Origin of the sequence: Aeromonas sp. s7(2024) (genome assembly GCF_040907825.1) — a bacterium.
Lineage (GTDB): Bacteria > Pseudomonadota > Gammaproteobacteria > Enterobacterales > Aeromonadaceae > Aeromonas > Aeromonas veronii.
Genome location: NZ_JBFOCM010000026.1, coordinates 39088 through 59535, shown reverse-complemented (window position 1 = coordinate 59535; position 20448 = coordinate 39088). Strand labels below are relative to the sequence as shown.

Annotated in this window: 14 protein-coding genes and 4 tRNA genes; 7 read left to right on the top strand and 11 right to left on the bottom strand. The window is 60.0% G+C overall.

What is annotated here, in order from left to right; genetic code table 11:
• The first annotated feature begins 59 nt into the window (after positions 1–59).
• Positions 60–293, top strand: a complete 234-nt coding sequence (locus AB5Y73_RS12350; protein WP_107683417.1) for a hypothetical protein — start codon at positions 60–62, stop codon at positions 291–293.
• Here AB5Y73_RS12350 and AB5Y73_RS12345 read toward each other — a convergent pair.
• Positions 223–1047, bottom strand: a complete 825-nt coding sequence (locus AB5Y73_RS12345) for a helix-turn-helix domain-containing protein (protein WP_107683416.1) — start codon at positions 1045–1047, stop codon at positions 223–225. The genes AB5Y73_RS12350 and AB5Y73_RS12345 overlap by 71 nt on opposite strands.
• Before the next feature lie 92 nt (positions 1048–1139).
• Between AB5Y73_RS12345 and AB5Y73_RS12340 the strand changes: the two genes are divergently transcribed.
• On the top strand, positions 1140–2267 hold the full coding sequence (locus tag AB5Y73_RS12340; protein WP_107683415.1) for a multidrug effflux MFS transporter: 1128 nt from the start codon (positions 1140–1142) through the stop codon (positions 2265–2267).
• A gap of 4 nt (positions 2268–2271) precedes the next feature.
• On the opposite strand, the gene AB5Y73_RS12335 is transcribed toward AB5Y73_RS12340, so the two are convergent.
• The 10 genes from AB5Y73_RS12335 to AB5Y73_RS12290 all read right to left on the bottom strand — a co-directional run bounded on the left by AB5Y73_RS12335 (position 2272) and on the right by AB5Y73_RS12290 (position 19035).
• Positions 2272–2955, bottom strand: coding sequence for a response regulator (locus AB5Y73_RS12335; RefSeq protein ID WP_005355774.1), 684 nt, complete (start codon positions 2953–2955; stop codon positions 2272–2274).
• Positions 2956–3013: 58 nt separating this feature from the next.
• Positions 3014–5602, bottom strand: coding sequence for a sensor histidine kinase KdpD (locus AB5Y73_RS12330; RefSeq protein ID WP_107683414.1), 2589 nt, complete (start codon positions 5600–5602; stop codon positions 3014–3016).
• 126 nt (positions 5603–5728) lie between these two features.
• The gene (locus AB5Y73_RS12325) at positions 5729–6256 is read right to left on the bottom strand and encodes a potassium-transporting ATPase subunit C (protein ID WP_005355772.1); all 528 of its coding nucleotides are present in this window, start codon (positions 6254–6256) and stop codon (positions 5729–5731) included.
• 62 nt (positions 6257–6318) lie between these two features.
• Positions 6319–8376 (bottom strand): potassium-transporting ATPase subunit KdpB, encoded by a 2058-nt coding sequence (gene kdpB / locus AB5Y73_RS12320; protein WP_107683413.1) that lies wholly within the window; start codon positions 8374–8376, stop codon positions 6319–6321.
• A gap of 67 nt (positions 8377–8443) precedes the next feature.
• On the bottom strand, positions 8444–10138 hold the full coding sequence (kdpA, locus tag AB5Y73_RS12315; protein ID WP_107683412.1) for a potassium-transporting ATPase subunit KdpA: 1695 nt from the start codon (positions 10136–10138) through the stop codon (positions 8444–8446).
• Positions 10139–10700: 562 nt separating this feature from the next.
• A complete protein-coding gene (gene gorA / locus AB5Y73_RS12310; RefSeq protein ID WP_107683411.1) occupies positions 10701–12050 on the bottom strand; it encodes a glutathione-disulfide reductase in 1350 nt (449 codons plus the stop codon).
• A 76-nt stretch (positions 12051–12126) separates the two neighbouring features.
• Positions 12127–14094, bottom strand: a complete 1968-nt coding sequence (locus AB5Y73_RS12305; RefSeq protein ID WP_076494201.1) for an ATP-binding protein — start codon at positions 14092–14094, stop codon at positions 12127–12129.
• 118 nt (positions 14095–14212) lie between these two features.
• Positions 14213–17293, bottom strand: coding sequence for a multidrug efflux RND transporter permease subunit (locus tag AB5Y73_RS12300; RefSeq protein ID WP_005339270.1), 3081 nt, complete (start codon positions 17291–17293; stop codon positions 14213–14215).
• 15 nt (positions 17294–17308) lie between these two features.
• A complete protein-coding gene (locus AB5Y73_RS12295) occupies positions 17309–18442 on the bottom strand; it encodes an efflux RND transporter periplasmic adaptor subunit (protein ID WP_005339268.1) in 1134 nt (377 codons plus the stop codon).
• A complete protein-coding gene (locus tag AB5Y73_RS12290) occupies positions 18439–19035 on the bottom strand; it encodes a TetR/AcrR family transcriptional regulator (protein ID WP_005339267.1) in 597 nt (198 codons plus the stop codon). The genes AB5Y73_RS12295 and AB5Y73_RS12290 overlap by 4 nt, the downstream gene beginning before the upstream one ends.
• Positions 19036–19267: 232 nt before the next feature.
• Here AB5Y73_RS12290 and AB5Y73_RS12285 point away from each other — a divergent pair.
• The 5 genes from AB5Y73_RS12285 (at position 19268) to AB5Y73_RS12265 (ending at position 20425) form a co-directional block, all read left to right on the top strand.
• Positions 19268–19344, top strand: a tRNA-Arg gene (locus AB5Y73_RS12285).
• Positions 19345–19395: 51 nt separating this feature from the next.
• Positions 19396–19471: transfer RNA gene (locus AB5Y73_RS12280), tRNA-His, on the top strand.
• Between the two features lie 20 nt (positions 19472–19491).
• Positions 19492–19577 (top strand) — tRNA-Leu (locus AB5Y73_RS12275).
• A gap of 76 nt (positions 19578–19653) precedes the next feature.
• A tRNA-Pro gene (locus tag AB5Y73_RS12270) sits at positions 19654–19730 on the top strand.
• A 179-nt stretch (positions 19731–19909) separates the two neighbouring features.
• Positions 19910–20425, top strand: a complete 516-nt coding sequence (locus AB5Y73_RS12265) for a ricin-type beta-trefoil lectin domain protein (RefSeq protein WP_005339265.1) — start codon at positions 19910–19912, stop codon at positions 20423–20425.
• Positions 20426–20448 lie beyond the last annotated feature (23 nt).

Here is a 20448-nt window from a genome sequence, read left to right as displayed (position 1 = left end):
GATTGGCACAACTATTGGAATAGCTATCTGGTCATCTCAACCATACCGGAGCAAACCAGATGAAAAGCCTGATCGCTACCCTGATTGTGAGTGCCCTGAGCCTGAACGTGATGACCAACGAAAACCCGCGGCCCGAGCTGGAGAGTACCCAGTTGGAGCAGGATGTGCAGAGCGAGTTGCAACAAGCATCCCATGCCGTGGTGCAGGATGCGCTGCACAATCTCAAGCCGCTGGCGCTGGATACCCTGGTGGTGGAGGCGAGTCAGGCTGTGGCGACTCACCCCGAGAGCTGAGGTAGCGCAGGGGGGTCTGTCCCGTATGTTGTTTGAAGAAGCTGATAAAGGCACTGTCGCTGGAGAACTCCAGCGCAGCGGCAATCCGGCTGATGGGCTCGCTTTCTGCCAGCAGCTCCATGGCGCGCAACAGCCGCCACTGCTGACGCCACGCCTGATAGCTCATGCCGGTCTCCCGCATGAATATGCGGCCAATGGTCTTGTCACTGGCACCCACCCGTTCGGCCAGCCGGTTGAGCCGATCGGGCAGGGCATCCCCCCGTTTCAACTGCTGTAGCCAGTCGCCCAGTCTGGGATCGGTCGGCAGCGGCAACTGCCACGACTCCCGCGGCGCCTGCCCCAACTCCTCCATAAACAGTGCCACCGTCCGTTGTTGCTGCTCTTGCGGTTTGTCCCACGGCCAGAGCGCCATCCGTTCGATCAGTTCGTGCAGCAGCGGATTGACCGCCAGCACTTCGACCGTGCCGGGCAACTCGGGGTGCGGCTGGAAGTAGAGAGAGCGGTAGGCCACCACACCGCGCATCAAGATCCGGTGTTCGGTGCCAGCAGGCAGCCAGGCGGCGCGGGTGGGCGGCAGCAGGCAGACCCGACCTTCCAGTTCCATAGTCATGCAGCCGGATTGGGCGAACAGCAGCTGATGACGCTGATGTTGATGCAGGCCCGAGTCGTGCCAGCCAAGGGCGGAGGCAATGCCGATCACGCAGCCGGTCAGCTGGTCGGGGTCAAAAGGGTGATCGGGAAGAATAAAGGCCATATGTCCGATTTTTGATGTTTATAGTCCTGCTTATTGTAATCAGACAATCGGCATCTCTCTAGAATGGCGACCTCTTGTGAAGGAGGTTTGTCATGAACAACAAGTTGCCACCGCTCTGGCTGGTGGTGGGATTGATGATGTTTCCCCAAATTGTGGAGACCATCTACAGCCCGGTCCTGACCCACATCGCTACCCAGTTTCGGGTGAGCGAGGGGCAGGCATCCCAGACCCTGTCGGTCTATTTTCTGGCGTTTGCGGTGGGCGTGGTCTGCTGGGGGCGGCTCTGCGATCTGATCGGGCGGCGTCCCGCCATGCTGGCGGGTCTGCTCACCTATGGCGTCGGCACCTTGCTGGCGCTGCTGGCCAACCAGTTTGAAACCCTGCTGCTGGCCCGGGTCATCTCGGCCTTTGGTGCCGCCGTGGGATCTGTGGTGACCCAGACCATGCTGCGCGATAGCTATCAGGGTAGCGATCTGGCGCGGGTCTTCTCGATGATGGGCATTGCGCTCTCACTCAGTCCGGTGCTGGGGTTTCTCAGTGGCGGCCAGCTGGCGAGCGGGTTCGGCTATCTCGGGGTGTTCAGCGGTCTGCTGGTACTGGCAGTGGGTTTGCTGCTGGTGACCTACTGGCAGTTGCCGGAAACCCGTCCGGCCACCAGCCAGCGAGTCGCGCTCTGGCCGCTGGCGTGTCGGATGATAAAGGATGGCGGACTCTGGCGCAGTGCCATGCTGGTCGCCCTGTTCAACACTATGCTGTTTGGCTACTACAGTCTGGCCCCCTTCCTGTTTGCCGGATTGGGATTGAGCACCGGCGAGTTTGGCTATTCGGGGATCTTGCTGGCGCTGGCGACTCTGCTCGGCAGCCTGCTCAACAAGCATCTGCTGGGGAGGGGGTGGCTGCCGTCATCTCTGGTCAGATTGGCTTGCGCTCTGGCGCTGGTTGCCGGGCTGCTGGTATGGGCGACTCAGGCCAGCCTCTGGTTCCTGTTGCCCATGATGGGTGTAGTCATCGCTTTTGGGCTGGCGATCCCCAATGTGCTGAGTCAGGCGCTGCTGGCCTATCGCGAGGTGGCAGGCAGCGCTGGCGCCCTGTTCGGGCTTGGCTACTACCTGCTGCTCAGTCTGGGGTTGGCGGTAGCGGCCGGATTGCAGGATCTCGGCCTGTTGCTGAGTGGCTGCGGTCTATTGGTGCTGATTTGCAGTGGGTGTCGTTCCACGTGAAACATCAGTTGCCGATAAAGCGGTAGCCGATACCTGATTCGGTCTCGATAAGCGTCGGTTGCTGGGGGTTATCCCCCAGCTTTTTGCGCAGACTGGCGATGACGATGCGCAGGTAGTGGGTGTCTTCCTTGTGGCTCGGCCCCCAGATGTCGTTGAGCAGCTGGGTCTGCATCACCAGCTTGCCGGGGTGGCACACCAGCGCCTGCAACAGGGCGAACTCCTTGCGGGAGAGGGGGATTTCTTCTTCCTTCATGGTCACCTTGTGGCTGCTGATATCCAGCGTCAGGCCGCATTGGGGGAAGTGGCGCCGCTCGCCGCTGCTGACGCCAGCCCGTTGGCGCAAGAGCACACGGATGCGGGCCATCATCTCGCCGATGCCGAACGGCTTGCTCATGTAGTCGTTGGCGCCGGCATCCAGCAGCCGCACCTTCTCCTGCTCCGAATCGCGAGCCGACAGCACCAGCACCGGATTGGGGTGATGCTCGCGAATGGCCTGCAACACCTGAATGCCATCGCCATCCGGCAGACCGAGATCGAGGATCACCAGATCGGGGTTGAGGTGGCGATACTGCTCCAGCCCTTCATTGACCCCCACCGCCTCACTCACCTGATGCCCTTCGGCAATCAGGCTGATCCGCAGAAAGCGACGGATCGCCGCTTCATCATCTATGACCAGAATGTGCGCCATCGAACCTCCAGAGGCGAATGGTGGGAGGGGCTGAGTGACCCGATCTGGCGGTCAACCATCAGACCTCCGGTGAATTGAGGGCGAGCGGCAGGGAGATGCGCATGCAGGTGCCGTTGCCATTGGGGCCGGAGAAGGCCCAAATCTTGCCGCCGTGGGCCTCTATCATAGCGCGGGAAATGGCGAGGCCAAGCCCGGTGCCACGGCTACCGCAATCGCCAACCGGCTGGGTGTAGAAGAGGTTGAAGATCTTTTCCCGATCCGACTCGGCGATACCGACCCCGATATCGATGATATCGATGATGAGGTCGGGTTCGGCCACCATCACCTTGAACTCGATGGGGGTGCCTGCCGGCGAGTAGCGGGAGGCGTTGTCGAGGATGTTGACCAGCACCTGCTCGATCAGGGCGCCGTGCACATAGAGCTGGGGCACATGCTGATCGAAATGGACCAGCAGCTTGTGCTGGCGCCAGGAGGAGTCGAGCCGCTTGCGGGCGCTCTCCACCAGATCTGCCAGATCGACCCAGTCTCGTTTCAGCTGGAAGTCGGGGGAGCCGATGCGGGTCATATCCAGCAGATTCTGCACATAGCTGTGGAGGCGGCGCGCCTCCTCCTGCACCGAGTGGAGCAGTTCGTCACGGTCTTCGGCGGGGATCCGGTCACCATATTCCAGCAGGGTGCTGCCGGCACCCATGATGGTGGCCAGCGGCGTTTTCAAATCGTGGGAGACCGAGGAGAGCAGGGCCGCGCGCATCCGGTCGGTCTCCGCCTGCAACTGGCTGTCGGCCAGCCGCTCGTTGAGGTCGATCCGCGCCAGCGCGGCGCGAATGTCGGTGAGCAGCGCTTGCAGCTGATGCTCGGCAGAGGAGGAAAGCGGATTGGCCAGCGTTATGCCGATCACCAGATCATCGCTGAGGTGGTGATACTGGGCCTCAGCGGCATTGAGGGTGGCGGTGTGGGCCCCGGCGCTCTGCTTCTGGGCCAGACACCAGTCGATGGCCGCCTTGTCGGTCTGGCCGGGCCTGTGCTTCTCGTTGCCGAGCCTGTCGTTGAACTCCTTGTCGATCACCACGGTCGGCTGGCCGAGCGCCAGCGAAATGGCCTGGGCACCTTGTCTCAAAACCTCCTCCGGGCTGCTGGCGGTGGCCAGCCCCTGACTGAGGGAGAGCAGGGCATTGCCCAGCTGCTGGGTCTCGCGCAGACCGATCAGCTGTTGCCGCTGGCGGGAGGCGAGCCGTCCCGCCGTCATGCCGACGATAAGCAGCACAAACAGGGTGAGCAGATCGCTGTGGTTGGCGACGCTCAGGGAGAAGTAGGGGGCGGTGAAGAGCAGATTGTGGGCGATAAAGCCCAGCACAGCCGCCAGCGTGGCGGGTACCAGACTGGTGGTGAGGGCCGTCGCCAGCACCCCCAGCACGAAGATGAGCGGTAACGCTGCGGGGGGCAGCCAGTAGGAGAGCCCCCAGGCGGCGGCCGAGGTGATCCCCATGATGGTCAACGCCAGCAGGCTGTGGTGAATATCCTTCGGGGTCGGGACGCGCATCCCCACTTCGGGCTTCTGCTTCTCGGTATCGACCAGCGTGATTTCGAGCCCCTGTGCCTGCTTGAGCAGGTGCTGCACCAGCGAGCGGCGCCACGGTGCCTTGTGGGGTTTGCCGAGCAGCAGCTGGGAGACCTGCTGCTGTTCGGCGGTCTCCAGCAGGGTGTTGGCGACCGCCGGGCTGGATAGCGTCAGCACCTTGGCGCCGAGGTGGGAGGCGAGCGCCAGCGCCTGCTCCACATCGGCCGAGCGGCGGCCATTGCTGTCGACATGCACCACCAGCCACGGGAGCTGACGGCGCTGGGCAAAGCGGTGGCCGTAGCGCACCAGCGCCGAGCCGTGCAGGTCACCGAGGCAAACCATCAGCTTGCCCCGCAGCGGCAAGGTGCTCTTGCCTGCTGCCTGCCATTGCAGTTGCAGATCGCCCTCCACATGGCTGGCGGCAGTCTGCATCGCCAGCTCCCGCAATGCGGTGAGATTGTTGAGGGAGAAGAAGGATTGCAGGGCAGCCTTGGCCTGATGGGGCACATAGACCTTGCCCTCCTTGAGTCGGCCGAGCAGCTCCTTGGGGGGCAGGTCGATCAGCACCAGACTGTCGGCTTCCAGCAGCACCTGATCGGGCAGAGTCTCTTTCACCCTGACCCCGGTCAGCTGCCACACCAGATCGTTGAGACTCTCCAGATGCTGCACGTTGAGGGTGGTGTAGACGTCAATCCCGGCGTTGAGCAGCTCCTCCACATCCTGCCAGCGCTTCTCGTGGCGGCTGCCAGGGGCGTTGCTGTGGGCCAGTTCGTCCACCACGGCGATGGCCGGCTTGCGCGCCAGCAGGCCGTCGAGGTCCATCTCCTCCAGCCGCTGCTGACGGTGCATGTGGATCTTGCGCGGCATGATGGCGAGTTTGTCGAGCAGGGCCAGCGTCTCCTGACGGCCGTGGGTCTCCACCACGCCGATCAGGATGTCGACCCCCTCCTTGGCCTGTTCCCGCACCGCCTGCAGCATGGCGTAGGTCTTGCCGACGCCGGGAGCGGCGCCGAGAAACACCTTCAGCTTGCCCTTGTGCTCCTGTTCCAGGCTCGCCAGCAGGGCGTCGGCCCTTACCTCATCACGCATCCCCATGCTCCAGTATCAGACTCGCCAGCAGGGCGTCAGCGCTTGCTACATCAGCCATTGTTATCCCTATCGAGCCAACCGCCCGTTGCGAAAATCGAGGTCATCACCAAACCGGAACGGGCGCCATCAGGCGCCCTTTTTATGATCCAGTTGCAGATTCAGCTGGAGAATGTTGACCACCTGCGGGCCAAGGATACCAGCTTGTGTGGCCGACTTGACCTGCTCCGTCAGTTGGGCGGGATCCAGTCCACGTTCTTTGGCGACGCGGTCGACCTGAGCCAGCACCGCATCCAGCGGCAGGTGGGGATCGAGGCCGGAGGCGGAGCGGGTCAGCATGGCGGGGGAGCTGGTTCCAGGCTGAGCCTTGGCTGCCTGTTCGGCAAACTCTGCCCGCAGTGGCGAGCTCATCCCCAGATTGCTGGCGCTGCCGCCTATGGTGTTGAAGTCGCTGGCGGAGGGACGGGGATGGAAATAGTCAGCCCGCTCGAATTTCTGCCCCAGCAGGGCGCTGCCGATGAGTTGCTGCTTGCTGTCGGTCAGCTGGCTGCCGTTGGCCTGCCAGGGGAACAGCAGTTGGGCCAGCCCGGTCACCGCCAGCGGATAACCCACGCCCAGCAGCAGGGTCAGGGTCAACAGGGTTCTGATTGCTATCATGATTCTCTTGCTCCAAAAGGATGGCTGGGGATGCGGGTCTGACCCGCATCCCGGTTATGTCGTTACACCAGACCCAGGCCGGTAATGACCAGATCGATCAGCTTGATGCCAATGAAAGGCACCAGCAGACCACCGACCCCGTAGATCAACAGGTTGCGGCGCAGCAGACTGGCGGCCGAGCCTTTCAGGTCGACACCACGCAGTGCCAGCGGCACCAGCGCCACAATGATCAGGGCGTTGAAGATGATGGCCGACAGGATGGCGCTTTGCGGGCTGCCCAGCTGCATCAGGTTCAGTGCCCCCAGTTGCGGGTAGGCGGCGATGAACAGGGCTGGCAGGATGGCGAAGTACTTGGCCACGTCGTTGGCGATGGAGAAGGTGGTCAGGGCGCCACGGGTCACCAGCAGCTGTTTGCCGACCAGCACCACATCCAGCAGCTTGGTGGGGTTGGAGTCGAGATCCACCAGATTGCCCGCCTCCTTGGCGGCCTGGGTACCCTCGTTCATGGCCAGCCCCACGTCAGCCTGCGCCAGTGCGGGCGCATCGTTGGCGCCATCACCGCACATGGCGACCAGACGGCCATCGGCCTGCTCCTGCCGGATATAGGCGAGCTTCTTCTCCGGCGTCGCTTCGGCGATGAAGTCATCCACCCCGGCTTCGGCGGCGATGGCGGCGGCTGTTTTCGGGTTGTCACCGGTGATCATCACGGTGCGGATCCCCATGTGGCGCAGGATCTGGAAGCGAGCCTTGATACCGGGCTTGATGATGTCCTTGAGGTAGACCACCCCCAACAGTTTCTCCTGAGTGCAGACCAGCAGCGGAGTCCCACCCTGACGGGCGATGCTGTCGACTGACTTGAGCACCAGCTCAGGCACCGCCTTGCGGTCGAGGCTGAGGTAGTTCAACACGGCATCCACTGCCCCCTTGCGATATTGATGACCGTTGCGATCCAGTCCGCTCAGGCGAGTCTCGGCGCTGAAGGGGATCACCTTGTCGCTCTCCAGCTGGCTAGGCTTGGCCATGCTCTTGCTGGCCAGAGTCAGGATGGATTTGCCCTCCGGGGTGTTGTCACCCAGCGAGGCCAGCATGGCCGCTTGTGCCAGCAGGGCAGGGTCGACGCCGGGGGCCGGGATCAACTCGTCGGCCATCCGGTTGCCGAAGGTGATGGTGCCGGTCTTGTCCAACAGCAGGGTGCGCACGTCACCGGCCGCTTCCACGGCACGGCCAGACTTGGCGATGACGTTCAGCTTCACCAGTCGATCCATACCGGCAATGCCGATGGCGGAGAGCAGGCCGCCGATGGTGGTCGGGATCAGGGTAATGAAGAGAGCGATCAGGTACAGACGCGGTACCTGGGTGCCGTTGTAGTCGAGGAACCAGGGCAGGGTGGCGACCACCAGCAGGAAGATCAGGGTCAGACCCACCAACAGGGCATCCAGCGCCATCTCGTTGGGGGTCTTCTGGCGCTTGGCCCCTTCCACCAGTGCGATCATCCGATCCAGCGTGCTCTCGCCCGGATTGTTGCTGACGCGCACCCAGATCTCGTCGGAGACGACCGTCGTGTTGCCGGTCACGCCGCTGCGGTCGGTACCTGACTCGCGGATGACGGGGGCGGATTCACCGGTGATGGCCGCCTCGTTGACCGAGGCGATGCCGGCGATTACTTCACCGTCGGCCGGGATCATCTCGCCGCTGCGTACCAGCACCAGATCCCCCTTCATCAGGCTGGTGGCGGGTACCCATTCGCCCTGACCATCTTTGGCATTCGCCACCCGGCGGGCCTTGAGCTGGCTCATGCCCGCTTTCAGGCTATCGGCACGGGCCTTGCCGCGTCCCTCGGCCAGAGTTTCTGCGAAGTTGGCAAACCAGAGGGTCAGCCAGAGCCAGGCGGTCAGCTGCCAGGCCAGTGAGGGAGCGACGCCGGAGAAAGGCTGCCCCAGCAGGGACTCCACGGTCGCCATGACTGCGGCCAGCCAGAGGGTGAACAGGATGGGGCTGCCAAACAGCGCCTTGGGATTGAAGCGATAGAGGGCCTCAACCATTGCCTGGATGATCTGTGATTTCTGTTTTTTGCCCTTCACCAACATGGTGTCGGTGTTCATTGCAGTGGACTTGCTCATTGGAAAGCTCCCAGCATCAGATAGTTGGCCATTGGCATCCGGATGGTGATCGACAGGGTCAGGTTCATCAGAGAGCCCCTCCGATCAGGCTCAGATGTTCGGCCACCGGGCCCAGTGCCAGCACCGGCAGGAAGGAGAGGCCACCTATCAGCAGGACGGTGATGATCAGCAGGGTAACGAACAGCGGGCCGCTGATGGGGAAGTCCCCTTCGCTCGTCTCCTGACGGGGCGCACGGGCCAGCTGACCGGCGATGGCCAGTACCGGAATGATGTAGCCGAAGCGACCGAGCAGCATGGCCAGACCGATGGCGATGCACTGCCAGTTGTCACCGGCGGCAAAACCGGCGAAGGCGGAGCCGTTGTTGCCGGCAGCCGAGGCGTAGGCATAGATAAGGCGTGACAGACCGTGCGGGCCATTATGGCCGATGATGGTGCTGGCATCCGGCATCAGCAGGGTGACACCACCGATCACCAAAACCCCCACCGGCATGACCAGCATGCTGGCGACCACCCACTTCATCTCGGTGATGCCGAGGCGTTTTCCCAGATAGGTCGGGGTACGTCCCACCATCAGTCCACACAGGAACACGGTCAGCAGCACGAACAGCATCATGCCGTAGATACCGGAGCCGACCCCGCCGAAGATGACCTCGCCCAGCAGCATGTTGATCATGCCCACCATGCCACCGAGCGGAGTAAAGCTGTCGTGCATGGCGTTGACGGCACCGTTGGAGGCGGCAGTAGTCGCCACTTCCCAGATGCTGGAGAGCACAGGGCCGAAGCGGCTCTCCTTGCCTTCCCAGTTGCCAGTCATGTTGCTGGCGTCAGTGGTGAGGTGGGCGAGGGCGGGATCCGGTTTCAGCTCCTGGGAGAGGGAGACGAAGAGCCCCAGCACCAGCATGAGGGTCATGGCACCGAGAATGGCGCGGCTGTGGGCCATGTCTTTCACATAGCGGCCCAGAGTAAAGACCATGGCGGCAGCGATGGTGAGCAGGGCGACCATCTCCAGCCAGTTGGAGAGGGCCGTCGGGTTCTCGAACGGATGTGCCGAGTTGATGCCGAAGAAGCCGCCGCCGTTGGAGCCGAGCTGCTTGATGGCAATTTGCGAAGCAGCCGGGCCGAGGGGCAGCAGTTGCTCTTGACCCTCCACACCGTGGAACGGCAGATAAGCGGAGAGGCTTTGCGGCACCCCTTGCCACACCAGCACCAGCGCCATGATCAGCGCGATGGGCAGCAGCACATAGAGGCAGAAACGCACCAGATCCTGCCAGAAGTTGCCAAGGTTGATGGTCTGCTGGCGGGCGATACCGCGGAACAGGGCAATGGCGACGGCTGCGCCCGTCCCTGCGGAGACGAAGTTCTGGGTGGTCAGGCCTACCATCTGGCTGAAGTAGGAGAGGCTGGCCTCACCGGAATAGGCTTGCCAGTTGGTGTTGGTCATAAAGCTGACCGCGGTGTTGAAGGCGAGTTGCCAGCTTAGACCCGGCAGTTGTTGCGGGTTGAGGGGCAGCAACCCCTGCGCCATCAGGATCAGGAACAGCAGACCGAAGCCGGCGCCGTTGAAGGCCAGCAAGCTGAGGGCGTAGGACTTCCAGTCCTGCTCCCGTCCATCGGTGCCACAGCAAGCCAGTGTGGCGCGCTCGACCGGTGCCAACCAGCGGACTTTGCCTTCAAATACCCGATAGATGTAGTTGCCCAGCAGCGGTGCCGGTAGCAGAACCAGCAGCACGAAGGCCACCGGATAGATTATTTCTTGCCACATGTTCTAGTTCCTCACTCGTGGTCACGGTGCGTCAGGGCACGCATTGGATTGCTCACGAGGCTCGGCAGTTTGCTGGCCACCGGGTAGATAATTTCTTGCTGCATATAGGTAGTCCCTCACTCGTGACTGCGCGTGAGTGCGCGCATCAGATAGGCCATCAAGGCGAGGACGAGCAGCAGATATAGCCAATTCATATCGACTCCATTGAGATAATTAGCTGCGAGAGCCGATGCAAGACCATATCGACTCTGTTGGTGTCATTGACGCTGAAAAGGGTATGTAAAACAGGCGTAAAGGCGCCATAAAGCGCCATGTGGCAGGCGTAAAATCGGCGTAAAGAACGACGGATTTGCGAGATAAATGGCGAGGAGTGATCAAAAAACCCGGCCTGAGCCGGGTTTGGATGAAGGGATTACATGGCTGTAGAAGCCGGCTGCTCGTGACAGGCCAACTTCATCAGCCCTTAGCGCATAGTGACGAACTCTTCCTCGCTGGTGGGGTGAGGCGTGGGAACGCAGTTGTTGAAGTTGGCCTGATAATGACAGGCCTGCTTCAAACGTGCTTATCGCATTGTCACGAACTCTTCAGCACTGGTCGGATGGATAGCCACGCAGTTGTCGAAGTCCGCCTTGGTGGCACCCATCTTCATGGCGACGCCGAAGCCTTGCAGGATCTCGTCCATCGCAAAGCCGATACCATGCAGACCGACCACCTTCTCTTCCGGGCCGACACAAACCAGCTTCATCCGGGTGGGCTGGCGATGCTGGGTCAGTGCCGAGTACATGGCGGTGAACTGGCTGCGGTAGACCTTCACCTGGTCCTCGCCGTATTCGGCGATGGCTTCAGGTTCGGTCAGGCCTATGGTGCCGATGGGCGGGTGGCTGAACACCACGGTCGGCACCAGATCGTAGTTGAGGTGCTCGTTGGGCTTGTTGTTGAACAGCCGCTCGGAGAGGCGACGGCCCGCAGCGACGGCCACCGGGGTGAGCTGGATGCGACCCGTGTTGTCACCCACTGCATAGATGTTGGCGACGGCGGTGCTCTGGAACTTGTCGGTCGGGATAAAGCCCTTCTCGTCCAGCGCGATGCCTGCGGCGGCCAGATTGAGGTTGTCGGTAGCCGGTACCCGGCCGATGGCCCAGATCAGGCAATCAACGGTGAGGTGGCGACCATCTTCCAGTTGCAGGGTCAGGCTGTTGTCAGCGTTCTTGAGCACGGCTTTGGGAATGGCGTGGGTGTGCAGCTTTGGGCCTTCCTGCGCCATGATTTCGACCAATGTCTCGTGGATCATGGGGTCGAAGTTGCGCAGCGGCGCGTGCTTGCGCACCACCAGATGGGTCTCGGAGCCGAGCGCCTGCATCACCCCTGCGATCTCGACTGCGATGTAGCCCGCACCCACTACGGCAACCCGCTTGGGTTGGCTTTGCAGGTCAAAGAAACCGTCGGAGTCGATACCCAGCTCGGCTCCCGGGATCGCCGGAATTTCCGGGCGGCCACCGGTGGCGATCAGGATGTGATCGGCCGTGTAATGCTCGCCATTGACCTCGATGGTGTTGCTGCTGACGAAGCGGGCGAAGCCCTTGATGACGGTGATCTGGTTCTTGCCCAGCACGTTCTGATAGGACTGGTGAATGCGGCCGATGTAGGCCTGGCGGGACTCGACCAGCTTGGCCCAGTTGAAGTGGTTTAGAGTGGTGTCAAAGCCGTAGTCGGCGCCATATTTCAGGGCATCGGCGATCTGGCCGGCATACCACATGGCCTTCTTCGGTACGCAGCCTACGTTGACGCAGGTTCCACCCAACTCTTTGGCTTCAATCAGGGCAACTTTCTTACCGTACATGGCAGCCCGGTTGGCAGAAGCAATACCGCCGCTGCCGCCGCCGATGGCGATATAGTCAAAATGCTGTGCCATTGCGAGGTTCTCCGCTCATTAAGAATGCAATCACAGCATGATGGGGATAAAGCGGCTGGCTCACAAGAGCCAGCGCTCAGTTATGTTGGATCGGCAGGCGAATATGGAACTGGGCGCCCTGGCCCGGTTCGCTGGCACAGCTGATACGGCCTTTCAGCAGTTGCACCACCAGGTTGTAGATGATGTGTGTGCCCAGACCGCTGCCGCCCTGACCCCGCTTGGAGGTGACGAAGGGATCGAAGATGCGCGGCAAGATTTCTGGCGGGATGCCGCGGCCGTTGTCCGAATAGTCGATAAACAGCTCCTCTCCCTGCTGTTCCACCTTGATGGTGATCTTCTTCGGTTTGTCCCAGTTGTCGAACCCGTGGTTGATGGAGTTGAGGATCAGGTTCGAGTAGATCTGGGTAAAGCTGCCCGGGAAGGAGAAGATAGACAGCTTGGGATCGCACTGGATATCCACTTCGCACTGGCTCTTCTTCAATTTGTGGCCAAGCGAGACCACTACCTGATGGAGATTGTCGGCGAGGCTGAAGTTGTAGCGCGCTTCCGATGACTGGTCGACAGCCACCTGTTTGAAGCTGGCGATCAGCTCGGAGGCGCGCCGCAGGTTGCTCTGCAGCAGCTGCATCGACTCGTCGAGGTTGACGGTGAACTCGTTGAGATAGGAGCGCGACAGCTGCTTGGAGTCGATATGGGACTTGAAGTCGGCGACCCGCTCCTGCAGGTAGGAGGAGGCGGTCACGCTGATGCCGATCGGAGTGTTGATCTCGTGTGCCACCCCGGCCACCAGCGAGCCGAGGGAGGCCATCTTCTCCGACTCCACCAGGGTTTGCTGGGCCTGTTTCAGGTCGTCGTACGCCTTGCCGAGCTGGTTGTTGGCTTCGCTCAGGCTGCGGGTACGTTCTACCACCTTGCCTTCCAGCTGTTCGTTGAGCTGGATTATCTCCCGCTCGACCTTTTTCAGCTGGGTGATGTCGTAACCGAAGCCGATCTGGTACTTGAGGTTGGGGCCATCGTAGAAGGGTACGAAGGTCCATTGCAGTACCAGCTCATGGGCCTGCTGGTCATGCATGATGACCTCTTTGTCGGCCAGTGAACCTTCCGCCGCCAGAATATCGTTCAGCTCTTCCCGTTGCGCCGGGCTGACAAAGAGATCCAGCCAGTTGTGCTGCAACAGCTCCTGCTGGTGGTAGCCGGTCAGCAGTATGGCTGCCGGGTTGATGCTGGCGATGGTCAAGTCTGGTTCCATGCAGCAGATGACCATGTTGGCGGAGTTGATCAGGGTGGCGGAGAAGTCCCGCTCCTTTTGCAGCTGTTCCACCGCCTGATGGCGGGCAACCAGCTCGTCACGCAGTCGGGTACGCATCTGGTTGAGGGTGGAGACCAGGGTATCCAGCTCATCGGGTTTCTTGCGTGGCTGCGGGCGGCCTTCCAGCTCCAGCGCCATGTCGAGCCGATCGAGGTTGAACTTCTGGGCGTAGTTGGCGATGCGGTTGATGTGCCTGACCACCAGATAGTAAATGATGATCAGGATGCAAAATGAGACCACCAGGGTCTTGATGGTCTGGCTGACCATGATCAGCACCGATTTTTCGATGAGGCGCTGGTAGATCTGCTCGAGAGAGGCGGCAACGAACAGCTTGCCGACGATTTCACCCTGATAGGTGAGATTGAATTCGCGGGAGATATCATAGCTTTCCCGCTCGACCCCCTGGGTCAGCAGCGGGACTTCGGAGTTGCCGAGCATCTCCTTGACCATCACGAACTGCATGTTGGGCAGGTTCATGATCCCTTCAATTTGCACTTTGACCTGCTCTTCATCCAGGTTCCACAAGCTGGCGGCGATGGGTTGCAGGAACGAGGCCTCGATCTGGCCGATGCTGTCTTCGATGACGGCGACATCCTTGCGGTAATCCCACGCGAGTTGCAGCGCCGTAATGATCATCGCCAATACGGTACTGCAGACCAGAATGTAGGAGAGCAGGCGATATGAGAGTCCGTTGCGGCCTACGGCCCTGGCGGTCTTGGTGAAGAGTCCTGACATGGCGTCCTTGCGGTCTGGATGTGGTGTTTTTTAGTTTAACTGCTTCATGCACTTATGTCGTCTTTCCTGCGAAGCATAAAAAAGGCCCCGTATCGGGGCCTTTGCATGTGATTGATGATTAATGTCCGCCGTTTGCTTTGGGCGGAATGGTTTCATCGAATACCGGCAAGGGTTTGTGCTCGGAAGCCAGATAGGTGTAGATCACCGGCAGCACGAACAGGGTGAACAGGGTACCGATGGCAAGACCTGCCACGATGACGATACCGATGCTGAAACGCTGTGCCGCACCGGCGCCTGCGGCGTAGAGCAGCGGGATCAGACCGGCAATCATGGCGGCCGTGGTCATCAGGATCGGACGCAGACGCACCTTGGCGGCCTGCATAACGGCTTCCATCCGGTTCATGCCGCGCAGCAGCTGCTCTTCCTTAGCTACTTCACAGATCAGGATACCGTGCTTGGTAATCAGACCCACCAGGGTGATGAGGCCCACCTGGGAGTAGATGTTCATGGTCGCCATACCCCATGCCAGGGCAATCAAGGCCCCGCTGATGGCGAGCGGTACAGAGACCATGATGACCAGCGGGTCACGCACCGACTCGAACTGGATTGCCAGCACCAGGAAGATGATCGCCAGTGCCAGCGCGAAGGTGGCATAGAGCGCATTGCCTTCGGTGACGAACTGACGGGCTTCACCCATGAAGTCGTAACGATAGCCTTGCGGCAGCTTCTCGTCGGCGGTGGTCTGGAACCAGTTGATCGCATCACCCATGGCCACGCCCGGAGCCGGAACGGCGCCTATGGTGGCAGAGTTCAGCTGGTTGAAGTGGGGCAGGGCGCGGGGCTCGCCAACCACTTCAATGCTGATCAGGCTGCCGAGCGGGATCGACTTGCCGTCTGCGGCCCGCACGTAATAGCCCTTGATGGACTCCGGATTGAGACGGTATTTGCGCTCGACCTGCGGGATCACCTCGTAGGAGCGGCCATCCAGGTCGATACGGTTGACGTAACCGTCCGCCATCATGGTGCCCATGGTGATTCCGATATCCTGCATGGTGATGCCGTAGGCACCTGCCTTGTCCTTGTCGATGCGGATCTTCATGGTGGCGGAGTCGTAGTTCAGATCGAGATCCGAATAGACGAACTGACCGTTACTCTGCGCCGCTGCCAGAATTTCACCGGCCACCAGGAACAGGCTTTCGAAGCTGTTCGGGGTGGTGATGACGAACTGGATCGGCAGACCACTCGATGCACCCGGCAGTTCCGGGAACTGGAAGGTGGTGATGGCCATACCCGGGATGTCTTTCACCAGATTGGCGACCCGGTCCAGCACCTCTTTCTGGCTCGCTTCACGCTGGCTCCAGGGCACCATGGAGGCGATACCGAACGCCTGGTTGGCGTTGAACACCCCTGAGAAGACCTGGGAGAAGGCGATCTCGGGCTGGTCGTCCAGGATCTTGTTCACATCCGCCATGGTGTTTTCGATGTAGTCCAGGTTGGCGTTGGACGGTGCGGTACCCAGCACGGCCATTACCCCCTTGTCCTCTGACGGTGCCAGTTCGCTCGGGATGAACTTGAACAGCAGCGGCAGGCTGGCGAAGACGATGACGGCGAACACCACGATGACGGGGCGCTTTTTCATCACGGCGTGCAGCATGCTGTCGTAGCGATCGGTCATCCGCTCCAGCAGGTGGTGGACCGTGCTCTCGAATTTGCCCGGCTTCTCGTTGGCCTTGAGCATCTTGGAACACATCATCGGGGACAGAGTCAGGGCGATGATGCCCGAGACGAACACGGCGCCAGCCAGCGTCAGGGCAAACTCCTTGAATAGGGAGCCTGTGATACCCCCCATCAGGGCGATAGGCGCGTATACCGCCGCCAGGGTAACCGTCATGGCGATAACCGGTACCGCGATCTCGCGGGTACCGATAATGGCTGCCCGGAACGGTTCTTCCCCCTCCTTGATATGGCGGTCGACGTTCTCCAGCACCACGATGGCGTCATCCACCACCAGACCGATCGCCAGCACCATCGCCAGCAGGGTCATCAGGTTTATCGAGAAGCCGAACATATCCATCATCATCACCACGCCGATGAGACTTAGCGGAATGGTGATGATCGGGATGATGACCGCGCGGAACGAACCGAGGAACAGGGTGATGACCACCAGAACGATGGCGGCTGCCTCCAGGATGGTCTTGATAACCTCGTGGATGGACTCGTTGATCGCCACGGTGGAGTCATACATCACGTTGAGACGCATGGTGCTCGGCATATTGCGCTCAAGGCTCGGCAGCAACGCCAGCACATCGTGGGCGATGTTGATGGGGTTGGCTGTCGGCGCGGCGTTGACCGCCATGACCACTGCTTCGCGGCCATTGGCGCTGGCTCGATAGATGTCGTGGCTCTTCTCGAGGGTCACCTTGGCAATGTCGGAAAGGCGGATCACCTTGCCGTCACGGGTAGCAACGACCAGACGCTTCAGCTCGTCGACATCCTTGACCTGGGTTTCGGCGTTGCCGTTGAACAGGGTGAAGTAACCGGTCGCCTGACCTGTCGCGGACTGATAGTTGTTGCTGTTGAGCACCGTCATCACGTCACTGGCAGTCAGGTTGAAGGCCGCCATCTTGGCCGGATCCAGCCATACCCGCAGGGCAAACTCGACACCACCGTAGAGATCAACCTTGGAGACCCCGCCCACGGTAAAGAGCTGCGGCTTGATAACCCGCTCCAGATAGTCGGTGATCTGGCTGGAATTGAGCTCCGGGCTGGTAAAGCCGAGGTAGAGCACCGCCGTGGTTGAACCGGTGGAGGAGGTGACCGACGGGTCTTCCGCCTCTTTCGGCAACTGGGAGCGCACCGAGTTCACCTTCGCCAGGATGTCGGACAGCGCGGCGTTGGGGTCGGTGTTGAGCTTCATGTACGCAGTGATGGTGGAGCTACCCAGCTGGCTGGAGGAGGTCATGAAGTCGATGTTGTCGGCTTGCGCGACCGCCTGTTCCAGCGGCTGGGTGATGAACCCCTGGATCAGATCAGAACTGGCGCCATAGTAGCCAGTGCTGACGGTGATCACCGTGTTGGTCACCTCGGGGTATTCCCGTACCTGCATCTTGAAGATGGCCTGAAAGCCCAGCAAGGCGATCAGGAAGCTGAGCGAGATCGCCAGCACAGGCCGTTTTATAAATATGTCAGTAAATCGCATCGCAGATCTCCGCGCTTACAGCATCGGGGTTTGTGCCGGAACGGCCAGGGCATCGTTCTCGACCACATGCACCTTGGTGTCGTTGCTCAGGCGAACCTGACCCGACAGTACGATCTGGTCACCGGCCTGGATGCCGGAGAGCACATGCACATCGTTGCCACGGCGCTCACCCGCCTTGACCACAACCTGCTTGGCTCGCAGCACTTTCACCTTGTTACCCTCTTTGTCGGTCTCTTCGCCCTCTTTGAGCACGTAGACGTTTTGACCGTAAAGGGTGAAGGAGATAGCGCTCTGCGGGATCACAATCTGATCTTTCACCGTCGGCAGAATGATGCTGGCGCGGGCGAACATACCGGAACGGAGCTGACCGTCGTTGTTCGGAATGTCTGCCTGTACCTGGATCAGGCCGCTCTGGAAGTTGACCGCAGGTTCGATGGCGGTGATGTGACCATCAAACTGGGTTTGCGGATAGGCATCCACATTGATCTTGATGGTCTGGCCCAGCTTGATTTTGGAGATATCGGTCTGGGGCACGGTGAAGCGCAGGCGCATCACGCTGGTATCTTCCAGGCGCACGATATCTGTGCCCGGCTGCAGATACTGACCGAGGAACACATTGCGCAGGCCGACCACGCCGCTAAAGGGCGCGCGCACTTCACGACGGGCAATGGTCGCCTTCAGACTCTCGATATCCGCTTCCAGCGAACGATAGGCCGCTTCGGCTTCATCCAGCTGCTCTTTGGAGATGGAGCTGGTCTTGTAGAGGTTCTGGAAACGATCGAACTTGGCTTTTGCCGCCGGTAGCTTGGCCTGGGAGGCGCGCAGATTGGCCCGCTCCACGGTGGAGTCCAGGCTCAGCAGCAGCTGGTCAGCCTTGACCGGTTTGCCCGACTCGAAGGTGATGGCGTCAATGGTACCTGCCAGTTCGGTGGAGAGGGTCACCCCCTGATTCGGCTCGATGAAGCCGATCGCTTCGATGGTCGGTACCCAATCCTGCGCCTTGGTCACCATGGCGGTGACGGGGAACTCGGGTTCCGGCCGGTTGGCCATATATTGGGCAATCATCTTCTGTTTGAACAAATTGAAGCCGATGACGCTGCCAAACAAGGCGATCGCTATCAGCAACATAATGGCCATCCACTTTTTCATGAACAGGCTCCTGAGGTGGAAAGATTGGGGGATAAAATGGCATTCCAGCTGGCCCGGATCGCGGTTTCCAACTGCGATTCGGTCAGCGTGATGTTGTGCACCCTGCACTGCAGGGCCAGATGCATGACACTGTCCAGACTCAACACCTGGAGTGCCCGTATCGGTAAATCAATAAACAATCCTTGTTCAACGCCCTGTTCAAAAAATCGGTCCAGAGGCTCCCAGGCGGCCAGAATGACAGGATTGGTTTCCAATTCTGCCCCTAGCGGAGAGCTCTCGTACTGCAATTTGCACCGGATAGCGTTGGGTTCGTTAACAAAAATGGCATGAATATTGAGCCATAATTGGCGAAATTGTTGAAATGAAACTTTATCGATTGCTACATCGGCCATGACCATGGGCACACACTGCAAGATAGTGTGCTGGTGCAGTTGCCGGATCAGATCATCCTTGTCGCCGAAGTAGCGATAGATGGTGCCTGTGGCAACATTGGCTTTCTTGGCGACTTCCGCAATCGACAGACCATGAAAACCCCGTTCACCCAGTACCTCATGGGCCGCGTTGAAGATGCTCTCTTTTTTATCCAGAATCATCAGTGTGACTTTCGATTGAATGAACGTTCATTCATTCTAGATGGGCATCAAATCAAGTCAAGGCAGCAAGGCGATTTGCGACTGCGATCTGCCCCTTTTCGGCTGTCAGCTGGGGAGTATTGGAAGAAAAGTGTGCAATGTGCTTGAAAAAACAACGAACAGTGTTTCGGTGACAGAAAAGTGTAGACAAACCAGCACCCATCATTAATAATGCGCCCCGTTCGACAGCGTAGCGCCCGTAGCTCAGCTGGATAGAGCGCTGCCCTCCGGAGGCAGAGGTCACAGGTTCGAATCCTGTCGGGCGCACCATCAAAAGTGCGTCGGTTAAACGGGCGTTGTTGTGGAACGAAAACAGCTGTGGTGGCTGTAGCTCAGTTGGTAGAGTCCCGGATTGTGATTCCGGTTGTCGTGGGTTCGAGCCCCATCAGCCACCCCATTTTACAGCTTGTCAGGTACGCGAAGGTGGCGGAATTGGTAGACGCGCTAGCTTCAGGTGTTAGTGCCCCCCGGGTGTGAGGGTTCGAGTCCCTCTCTTCGCACCATACTTGCTGTATGACGAGGATGACTATCAGGTCGTCTTTGTTTTTTTGAAGTAAACTATTTTGAAAGAAATAGCCTCGGTGATTAGCGCAGTCCGGTAGCGCATCTGGTTTGGGACCAGAGGGTCAAAGGTTCGAATCCTTTATCACCGACCACATTTAGAAAAACCTCGCTTCGGCGGGGTTTTTTGCTTTCTGGCCTCCGCTGGGCCAGTACTCTCTCCCTGTTACGTCTGTTTACACTCTATTTGGGCAGCGCGCCCCGCCTTTCGGTTATGCTTCAGCCTCGAGTCACTGACAACCGGATGTCATCGGCCCATTTCAGGCATTTTTCCATGAATAACAAAATTTCCTTTGCTTGCTCTCCCGCCCTGCTGGCTGCCTTGCTGCTGGGTGGCTGTACCATCAAGCCGCCATCCACCGATGTGATGATGGGCTCCATTGCTTCACAACCGCAGGAGGAGCGCTCTCTCTCCCCCTTGCTGACCAGCGGTGATTTTTGCGTTGCGGTGTCCCAACAGAAGGTGTTGGCACAACCTTGCAGCGGAAAAGACGATCAACTGTTCGAGTGGGATCTGGGTGAGTTGCGCCTGCAGGATCTCTGTTTGCAAGCAAAAAACGACAGCGAAGTGATGCTGGCACCCTGTGACGGTCAGGCGCAGTGGGAGTGGCAGAAAGACAGGCTTTTCAACAGCAAGGTCTCTCGCTGCCTCGATGTGGCCGGGCGACGCCATACCCCCGGCACGCCGCTGCGACTGGCTGAATGCTACGGCGGAGCGAACCAGAGCTTCAGCTGGCAGCGGCCCAATCCCTGGCTGGAAACCCTGAAAAAACAAAGCCTCACATGGTGAGGCTTTGTGGTCTCTATTCGGCG